The 8,521-nt window shown below is 70.7% G+C and carries 9 protein-coding genes and 1 pseudogene; 5 read left to right on the top strand and 5 right to left on the bottom strand.

The window, feature by feature from the left end; all coding sequences use genetic code 11:
• Together IEY89_RS35150 and IEY89_RS35145 are read left to right on the top strand one after the other, a co-directional pair.
• Positions 1-308, top strand: a 308-nt coding sequence (locus IEY89_RS35150; protein ID WP_189151594.1) for a DDE-type integrase/transposase/recombinase, incomplete at its 5' end; no start/stop codon positions are given.
• Between the two features lie 714 nt (positions 309-1,022).
• On the top strand, positions 1,023-1,460 hold the full coding sequence (locus IEY89_RS35145; protein ID WP_189151593.1) for a hypothetical protein: 438 nt from the start codon (positions 1,023-1,025) through the stop codon (positions 1,458-1,460).
• A 22-nt stretch (positions 1,461-1,482) separates the two neighbouring features.
• On the opposite strand, the pseudogene IEY89_RS35140 reads toward IEY89_RS35145, so the two are convergent.
• From IEY89_RS35140 to IEY89_RS35130, 3 genes and pseudogenes are all read right to left on the bottom strand, one after another.
• Positions 1,483-2,315, bottom strand: a pseudogene (locus IEY89_RS35140) (YceI family protein).
• A 15-nt stretch (positions 2,316-2,330) separates the two neighbouring features.
• Positions 2,331-4,748 (bottom strand): MFS transporter, encoded by a 2,418-nt coding sequence (locus IEY89_RS35135; RefSeq protein WP_486389067.1) that lies wholly within the window; start codon positions 4,746-4,748, stop codon positions 2,331-2,333.
• A gap of 165 nt (positions 4,749-4,913) precedes the next feature.
• The gene (locus tag IEY89_RS35130; RefSeq protein WP_189151591.1) at positions 4,914-5,363 is read right to left on the bottom strand and encodes a MarR family winged helix-turn-helix transcriptional regulator; all 450 of its coding nucleotides are present in this window, start codon (positions 5,361-5,363) and stop codon (positions 4,914-4,916) included.
• 206 nt (positions 5,364-5,569) lie between these two features.
• On the opposite strand from IEY89_RS35130, the gene IEY89_RS35125 reads away from it, so the two are divergent.
• The 3 genes from IEY89_RS35125 (at position 5,570) to IEY89_RS35120 (ending at position 6,713) form a co-directional block, all read left to right on the top strand.
• A complete protein-coding gene (locus tag IEY89_RS35125; protein WP_189151590.1) occupies positions 5,570-5,767 on the top strand; it encodes a hypothetical protein in 198 nt (65 codons plus the stop codon).
• A 164-nt stretch (positions 5,768-5,931) separates the two neighbouring features.
• Positions 5,932-6,066 (top strand): hypothetical protein, encoded by a 135-nt coding sequence (locus IEY89_RS41580; RefSeq protein WP_268240781.1) that lies wholly within the window; start codon positions 5,932-5,934, stop codon positions 6,064-6,066.
• 53 nt (positions 6,067-6,119) lie between these two features.
• Positions 6,120-6,713, top strand: coding sequence for a GntR family transcriptional regulator (locus IEY89_RS35120; RefSeq protein WP_189151589.1), 594 nt, complete (start codon positions 6,120-6,122; stop codon positions 6,711-6,713).
• Here IEY89_RS35120 and IEY89_RS35115 read toward each other — a convergent pair.
• Both IEY89_RS35115 and IEY89_RS35110 read right to left on the bottom strand, forming a co-directional pair.
• Positions 6,710-7,513: a hypothetical protein gene (locus IEY89_RS35115; protein WP_189151588.1), complete on the bottom strand. Its 804-nt coding sequence runs from the start codon at positions 7,511-7,513 to the stop codon at positions 6,710-6,712. The two genes, IEY89_RS35120 and IEY89_RS35115, sit on opposite strands and share 4 nt — an antisense overlap.
• Before the next feature lie 83 nt (positions 7,514-7,596).
• Positions 7,597-8,514 carry an RNA polymerase sigma factor SigF gene (locus IEY89_RS35110; RefSeq protein ID WP_189151587.1) on the bottom strand — a complete coding sequence of 306 codons (918 nt, stop codon included), beginning with the start codon at positions 8,512-8,514 and terminating at the stop codon, positions 7,597-7,599.
• Positions 8,515-8,521 lie beyond the last annotated feature (7 nt).

The following is an 8,521-nucleotide window of genomic DNA, read 5'->3' as shown; positions in this document are numbered from 1 at the left end:
CGGACACGAAGGCGAAGCCGGCCCCGGACCTGATCGGCCGCGACTTCCATGCCGAGCGCCCCGGCATCAGGCTGGCCGGCGACATCACCTGCCTGCCCACCGCCGGGGGCTGGCTCTACCTCGCCTGCCGGCTCGACCTGGCCACCCGCGAGGTCGTCGGCTACGCCATGGCCGACCACCATCGTGCCGAACTCGTCACCGACGCCCTCGGCATGGCTCACGGCCGGGCGCATGTGGAGCCCGGTTGTGTCATACACAGCGATCGCGGCAGCGAGTACACATCGGCCCGATTCCGCGACCGGATATGAGCGTTGGGGCTGCGCCAGAGCCGCGGACGCACCGGATCACGCTTCGACAATACCGCCGCGGAGAGCTTCTGGGCGCTGCTCAAGGAGGAGACCGGAACCCGGACCTGGCCCGACCGGGCCACCGCCCGCGCCGGTTGCGTCCAGAGAAGTGGTGTACGGGTTCGACCTGATCCGGGGGTTTGCTCCGGCATCGGGATGGTGTCCGCATAGTTGTACGGCCACCGGCTGATCTTCGAAGTGTCGAAGCCTCGAAGGAGATCAGTACGGGGAAACCTCAGTAGAACTGTTGACCTCAGAGCTGGTCACGAACACCTACCGGCATACCAACGGCCCCGCTCCCTCCGCCTCACCGCTCTCGCCGACGGACGTCTGCGCATCGGCGTCCGGGACAGTCACCCGCGTATCCCTTCCCCCTTCGGCCCGCCGCCCCGCGACCGTGTCCCGCTCGCACCGGCCGACAGCGAGGGCGGGCGTGGGCTGTGCCTCGTGCAGGAGTACGCCGACTGCTGGGGCGGCCGGCCCCCTGGAGGACGGCCTGCTGGAGCGCGATGCCGGGAAGCTGCTGTGGTTCGAGGTGGGCGGGTGACAACATCGCGTCTTCGGCGCACTCGGCTTCATCAACCCGCGTGAGTTGAGAGGCTGTGAGTGAGACCGGCCGGTTCTGGAGAAGGATCCGAGCGGACGGACAACAGAAGCCTGCGGGCGGGGAGCGGTATGGGCAATGGTTCGAGCAACAGTGGGAACGACGGGGTGAACGCCGGTGGGAACGGCGCTGAGAACGACGGCGCCGCGGAACAGTGGCCCCTTCTCCCCGACTGGATGTGGGACTGCGCCGACTGCGTCCGGCTCTACGAGAAGATGCGCCACGTACAGGCCGAAGTGGCCGCGTTGACGGCCGAGGACTCCTCCGTCGACTGGGACTTCACCGACAGTGTCCTGGGAACGCAGATCAGGCTCGGCCGTCATCTCGCCGACGCGCACGCCGAGTTGCTGCCACCGTGGGACTTCGCCTGCGCAACCTGCGCCGAACGCCAGGAGGCCCTGGTGAAGGCGGAGGGACGGCCCGACTGGATGCCCGCCGCCGTGATGAACGCCGAGGAACACCGAGCCCGGCACCTCTTCGTCCCGCCTCGTCTGCTGCTCCTGCTGTAGCCCGTCCGTCCTGATCGACCGGTCACACCGTCGGCAGCGCATCCCCCCGTACCACCTGAATGTCCAGCTCCACCCTCAACGTCGTACCGATCGCCGCGATCCCCGCCTGCACCACCTGGTTGTAGTTCATGGCGAAGTCCTCGCGGCGCAGCTCCGTCGTCGCCCGGAACGCCGCCCGCGTGCCGCCCCAGGGGTCGGCGCCGGTGCCCAGGTAGGCGAGGTCGAGGTCGACCGGCCGTACGACACCGCGCATGTTCAGTTCGCCGTGGACAGTCCAGCGGTCGGGACCGGCGGCCGGGGTGAGACCTGTCGAGTGGAACATGATCTCGGGGTGGGATTCCACGTCCAGAAAGTCGGCGGACCGCAGATGCTTGTCCCGCGTCGCGTTCCCCGTGTCAATCGAGGCGGCCGAAATCACCGCCTCCACCCGGGACTTGGCGACCTCGTCCGGCGTGATCCCGATGGTCGCCGTGAACTCGGTGAACCGCCCGTGCACGCTGGAGATGCCCAGGTGCTGGGCGACCGCCCCGACGGACGAGTGGGCCGGGTCCACGGCCCCGGCGGCGGCAGTTCGGCGCCGCCGCCCAGCCGGGCGAGGGTGACGGTCCCGACCTCGGTCCGCCCCCTCGCGGTGACGATGGCACTGGACGCGGTGGGCGCGTACCCGACGGCCGTCACGATCACGGTGTACGCGCCGGGCGCGAGCGGGGTCGCGTCGCGCACGACCCCGTCCGCGTCGGCCCCGGCCCGCACCACCTGCCGCCCGGTCGAGTCGGTCACGGTGACGACGGCGTGCGACACCGCCCACCCGTCTCGCGTGCGAACCCGCGCGCTGAGTCCTGCCGGCCCTGTCATACCTGTCATGTCCCGCTACTCCTCGCCCGGGTGGGCGAGTTCGATGTCGTGGTCGTCGGTGCCGCGGCCGGAGACGGTCAGGGCGGTGGCCACCGGCGGGTAACCGGTCGCGATGACCGTGTACTCGCCGCTGTCCAGGTCGGCGAAGGCGTACGCCCCGTCCGTGCCGGTCGTCGCCGAGCCGACCACGTTGCCCGCCGCGTCGACGAGCGTGACCCGCGCGTCCCCGAGCGGCCCGTGCGGCGCCCGTACGATCCCCTGGACGTGCGCCCCGGACGCCAGTTCCACCTCGACCCGGGTGACCCCGGTGCCGCCGACCTCGACGGGCAGCGCCCGCGGCCGGTACCCGGCGGCGTTCACGGCGACGGTCACGGCCCCCGGCACCAGCTCGGCGAACGTGAACTCGCCCTGCTCACCGGTCACCCCGGTGGCCAGCACATCCCCGCGCACATCGGTGACGATCACCATCGCGTCCTTGACGGGCACCCCGGTCTCGGCGCCGCGCACCATCCCACCGAGCCCGCTGGTGCCGCTGAGCAGGATGTCGTACGCGACGGACTCACCGTTCACGACGACGGTCGAGGCCTGCGGCTGGAACCCGTCCGCCGAGGCGATCATGACGTACGAGCCCGTGCCCGGCGCGTCCAGCGCGTAGGCGCCGTCACCCCGGGTGACCGCGAGGCCCAGCTGACGTCCGGTGAGGGAGATCAGCGTGACGGCGGCCTGCGGAACGGGCGCGCTCTCGGCACCGCGCACCTGACCGCGCACCGGTATCCCGCCACGGACCGTCTGTTCGACGGCCGCGCGGGCCCCGACAGGCTCGACGGGCTCGACAGCCACCGTGGTGACGGCGGCGGGCACTGTCTCCGCGACCGGGGCTGCCGGGACGACCCGGACAGAAGAGGCACCGTTCTCCTCCGCGGCCTGCGCCAGCGCGCCCTTGGTCCGCAGCGGGACCTCCTTGATGAAGAGGGAGAAGACGAGCGCGAGCAGGGCGGCCGGGGCGGCGTAGAGGAAGACGTCGCCGATGCCGTGCCCGTAGGCGCCCTCGATGACCGTGCGCAGCGGCGTGGGCAGCGCGTCGAGGTCGGGGATGGTGTTGGAGGTGGAACCGGACAGCGCCGACGCGTACTTCGGGTCGATGGTGGCCAGGCCGTCCTTGAGGTGGTCGGCGATCCGGTGACTGAGGACCGCGCCCAGCGCGGAGACGCCGATCGCACCGCCGAGGGACCGGAAGAAGGTGACCACCGAACTGGCGACGCCCAGGTCGGCGGGGGAGACCTGGTTCTGGGTGCAGAGCACCAGGTTCTGCATCATCATGCCGACGCCGAGGCCGAGCAGCGCCATGTAGACGGCGACGTGCCAGTACGCGGTGTCGTAGCGCAGGGTGCCCAGCAGACCGAGACCGGCCGTCACCAGCACACCGCCGGAGAGGAGCCACGCCTTCCAGCGTCCGGTACGGGTGATGACCTGGCCGGAGACGGTGGAGGCGACGAACAGGCCGCCGATCATCGGGATCGTCATGACGCCGGACATGGTCGGCGACTTGTCCCGGGCCAACTGGAAGTACTGGCTGAAGAAGATGGTGCCCGCGAACATCGCGACGCCGACGAAGAGCGAGGCGAGCGAGGCGAGGGTGATCGTGCGGTTGCGGAAGAGCCGCAGCGGGATGATCGGCTCACTGGCCTTCGACTCGACGAGGACGAAGATCCCGAGCAGGGCGACCGTGCCGCCGATCATCGCGTACGTCTGCCAGGACACCCAGTCGTACTTGTCGCCGGCGAAGGTCACCCAGACCAGCAGCAGGCAGACGGCCGCGGTGATGAAGAAGGCGCCGGTCCAGTCGACCTTGGCCTTGCGCTTCACGACGGGCAGGTGCAGGGTCCGCTGGAGCACGATGAGAGCGACGACGGCGAAGGGCACGCCGACGTAGAAGCACCAGCGCCAGCCCAGCCAGCTGGTGTCGGTGATGACACCGCCGATCAGCGGCCCGCCGACCATCGCGGTCGCGAACGTGGCGCCGAGGTAGCCGTTGTAGCGGCCACGCTCACGCGGGGAGATCATCGCCGCGAGAATGATCTGGGCGAGAGCCGAGAGCCCGCCCATGCCGACGCCCTGCACGGCACGGAAGGTGATGAGCATGCCCGCGTTCTGCGAGAGCCCGGCGGCGGCCGAGCCCAGCACGAAGATGACGAGCGCGAACTGGATCAGCAGTTTCTTGGAGAAGAGGTCGGCGAGCTTGCCCCACAGCGGGGTGGACGCGGTCATCGCGAGCAGCGACGCGGTCACGACCCAGGTGTAGGCGCTCTGACCGCCGCCGAGGTCCTTGATGATGTCGGGCAGGGCGTTGGAGACGATCGTCGACGACAGGATCGCGACGAACATGCCGAGCAGCAGCCCGGTGAGCGCTTCCATGATCTGCCGGTGCGACATCGGCGCGCCGTCGGCGGAGCCGTGGGAGCCTCCCCCGTGCTTGGCGTGTGCCGCCCGCACACCGGCCGGTGTGGTCGTTGCCATGAGCTTCCTTGTCTTTGCTGCGTCTTGTGCGTCTTGTGCGTCTTTTACGTCGCTTGCCACGGGCGCCTGCCGCGGCGTCTGCTACGTCGTGTGCTGTGTCGTCTGGTGGGCGCCGAAGCTGTCCCGGAGCCGCCCCATGAGCCGGGCGAGCTGCCAGACCTCCTCGTCGCTCCAGTGGGCGAGCCGGTGGGCGAGCAGTTCGGTGGACCGCCGCGACAGCTCGCCGATCTGCGTGCGCCCGGAAGGGGTCAACCGCAGAATGCGGGAGCGCTTGTCGGCGGGGTCGGGGAGCCGCTCGATCCAGCCGTGTCCGGCGACGTGCGCGACATGGCGGCTGGTCACGGACATGTCGACGGCGAGCAGCTCGGCGAGCCGGCTCATCCGCATGTCCCCGTACCGGTCGAGCAGCGTCAGCACGACGGCGGAACCGCTGGGGCACTCGGGCGGCATGATCCGCCCCATCTCCCGCTTCACGGCTCCGAAGGCACTGAACTGACGCGCCAACTCCTCGTACCGCGCCTGCTCGGCCATCACACCCCCTGAGTCCTGCCCGTCCAGTATTCGTTGCTTGGGGCAACCATAGAAAAGATTGGTTGCTACAGGCAAATGAAATGGGGACGAGGTGGGCTAAAAACTTGGCAAAGGCACGTATTGGCGAACGTAAACGCGCAGGTGGGAGTGGTGGGAGAGGGGGCGCACTTGGGCGGGCGCCGTCGGGTTCGCTAGGGTCTCGCATCATGGCCAACACCCAGGGCCCCGAGGGCAACTACGACCCCGCGGGCAGCACCCAGATGTTCCGAGCGTTCGTCGACGAGACCCCCCAGGGCGGCAGCCGCCAGGCGTCCGCCCCGGCGGGCCCCCGCATCGGCCTGATCGTCGGCGTGGTCGTCGCCGTACTGGTGGTCGCGGCGGTGGCCTGGCTGGCGCTGAAGTAGGACCGCCGGGAACCGCGCCGGCGACCCGGCCGGCGCGTTCCGGGGGCTCGCCGAGAATCCACGAGCGATCCATGAGCGATGCACGAGCGATCAACGAGCGGTCCATGGGCGCCTCGTGAGCGACGACGCGCCCGCGTCGTCCTGGCTCGGGCGTTCCCGGTGGGGTGGACGCCCGGATCGACGTCACCTGGTTTCCCGAGCCTCGCGCCGGAAGTCCCCTCTGGCTCAGCGGCGAGGACCCGGCCACCCCCGGCGAGGCCCTCGGTCATCCCGTACGGCAGATCAGGGCCCGCGTCTGACGAGCCCCGGCTTCTGCCGCTCGCAACCGCTCGCGACCGGAGGGCGTGCCGCCATGCACCGCGGAGACGACTGGGTCAGCACCTCCATGCCCTATCTGGTGCCACGGGTGGGCGGGCAGGGCGACGCCTGGAGCGAGGAGGCCGCGGCGAAGGGGCGCCGGGGCACGCAGCGCATCGTCCACGCCGGGGAGGTGCCGGCGTCCGATGAGGTCTCCGGGCTGCTCGGCGTCGCCGAGGGCGAGGCAGTGGTCGTACGGCGTCGGGTGATCGAACTCGACGGGGAGCCCTGTGAGTTGACGGACACCTACTATCCCGTCCATATCGCCGGAGGCACCGGGCTCGCCGATGTCGCCAAGATCCCCGGCGGTGCCGTCACCCTGCTGGCGCGCCTCGGGCACGTGGGCGTACGGGTACGCGAGGACGTCACGGCCGGGCTGCCGAGTGCGGCGGAGCAACAGGCGCTGCGCGTCGGCCCGGGCACCCCCGTCCTACGGCTGACCCGGCTCACCCTGGACGCCGAGGACCGCCCCCTCCAGGCCGACCTGATGACCCTGCCCGCCCACCGTCAACGCCTGCGCTACGAACTGCGGGTCGGTCAGGGGGCGGGGATCGGCTCCCCCTCCGGCCCCTCCCCCTCCGCCCACTAACCCCGCCACCGCCTCCCCCCTGGCGCGCCCCTCTGCGCCCACTCCACCTCGACGACTCGCGTCTCCACCCGCATCCCCCACGGCACGCGCCACTCCTCCACGCACACCGTCCAGCTCGCCTCCCGGCGCGCACCCGGTCCGATCGGCGTCGGGAGCGGCACGGTCGACTCGATCGTGGCCCAGTCGATGCCGAGCAGGTCGATGATGTGCGTGCCGAAGGTCACCGTGCCCGAACGCACCGGTGAGCCGCCGGTGTTGTGGAAGGCGAGCGTCACCTTCTCGCACCAGCGCTTGTCCGTGGGCTCGCGTACCGGCACACCCGTGGTCAGGTGCGCGGGGCCGACGGGCTGTGACGGCACCGGTGTTGTCGCCGTCGAGGTCGGTGTCGAGGTCGGCGTCGTCACCGGCGTCGGTGGGGAAACGGAGGCAGACGTCGACGTCGGCGCAGGGGTTGCCGGATGAGTGCTCGCGGAGCCGGAGTTGGAGTCCGCGGCCGGAACGGCCGGTGATCGGGGCGTCGTTGCGGGTGTGTGCGGCCGACTCTCCTGTCCAGGAGGCGAGTCGGGCGCCGCGGGTTCCGGCTGGGGTCCCTCCAGCGGTACGAACGTCACCTCCCCGGTGGGAGCCACCGCCGTACCGCCGATCGCCGGCCGCTCGACCGGGACGTATCCCTCGTCGTGTCCGGCGCCGCCCCCGCAGGCTGCCAACACCCCGGCCAGGGCGCAGGTCACGACGGCCGCCGAGGTGGTCAGGGCGATGGCGCCCCGGCGGTCATGCGTCGTCCGGGTAGGTCGGAGCATCGCGTCATCGTCGCTGATGCTCCGTCAGAAGTGAACCCCCGGTCGGACCTTCGGCCGGAGAGCGGCCGGAGATCAGCCAGACCTCAGTCGGAGATCAGGCCTTCGCGGAGCTGGGACAGGGTCCGGGTCAGAAGGCGTGACACGTGCATCTGGGAGATGCCGACCTCCTCGCCGATCTGCGACTGGGTCATGTTGGCGAAGAACCGCAACATGATGATCCGGCGCTCACGGGGCGGGAGTTTGGCCAGCAGCGGCTTCAGGGACTCGCGGTACTCCACGCCCTCCAGTGCCGTGTCCTCGTAGCCGAGGCGGTCGGCCAGGGAGCCCTCGCCGCCGTCGTCCTCCGGGGCCGGGGAGTCGAGCGACGAGGCCGTGTACGCGTTGCCGACCGCGAGGCCGTCGACCACGTCCTCCTCGGACACGCCCAGGACCACGGCGAGTTCGGTGACCGTGGGGGAGCGGTCCAGCTTCTGGGCGAGCTCGTCGCTGGCCTTGGTGAGGGCCAGGCGCAGCTCCTGCAGACGGCGCGGTACGCGCACCGACCACGACGTGTCGCGGAAGAAGCGCTTGATCTCGCCCACGACCGTCGGCATCGCGAACGTCGGGAACTCGACGCCGCGTTCGCAGTCGAAGCGGTCGATCGCCTTGATCAGGCCGATGGTGCCGACCTGGACGATGTCCTCCATCGGCTCGTTCCGGGAGCGGAAGCGGGCCGCCGCGTACCGGACGAGGGGGAGGTTCAACTCGATGAGGGTGTCCCGCACGTACGCACGCTCGGGGCTGTTCTCGTCGAGGGCGGCGAGCCGCAGGAACAGGGAACGGGACAGGGTGCGGGTGTCGATGGCCCCTGTGGCCGGCGGAGCGGCCGGGAGGGCCTGGACGGCCGGGGCTGCCTCTGCCTCGACCTCCACTACGAGGGCCGGGACGTCGTGAAGCTCGGCGGGCGCCGACTCGCTCTTCGTGAGCGTGAGCACCTTGGAGCTGCCCTGGTCTGCGGACATGCCACCC

Origin of the sequence: Streptomyces lacrimifluminis, assembly GCF_014646095.1 — a bacterium.
Taxonomy (GTDB): domain Bacteria; phylum Actinomycetota; class Actinomycetes; order Streptomycetales; family Streptomycetaceae; genus Streptomyces; species Streptomyces lacrimifluminis.
This window is presented reverse-complemented; position numbering and strand designations above follow the sequence as displayed.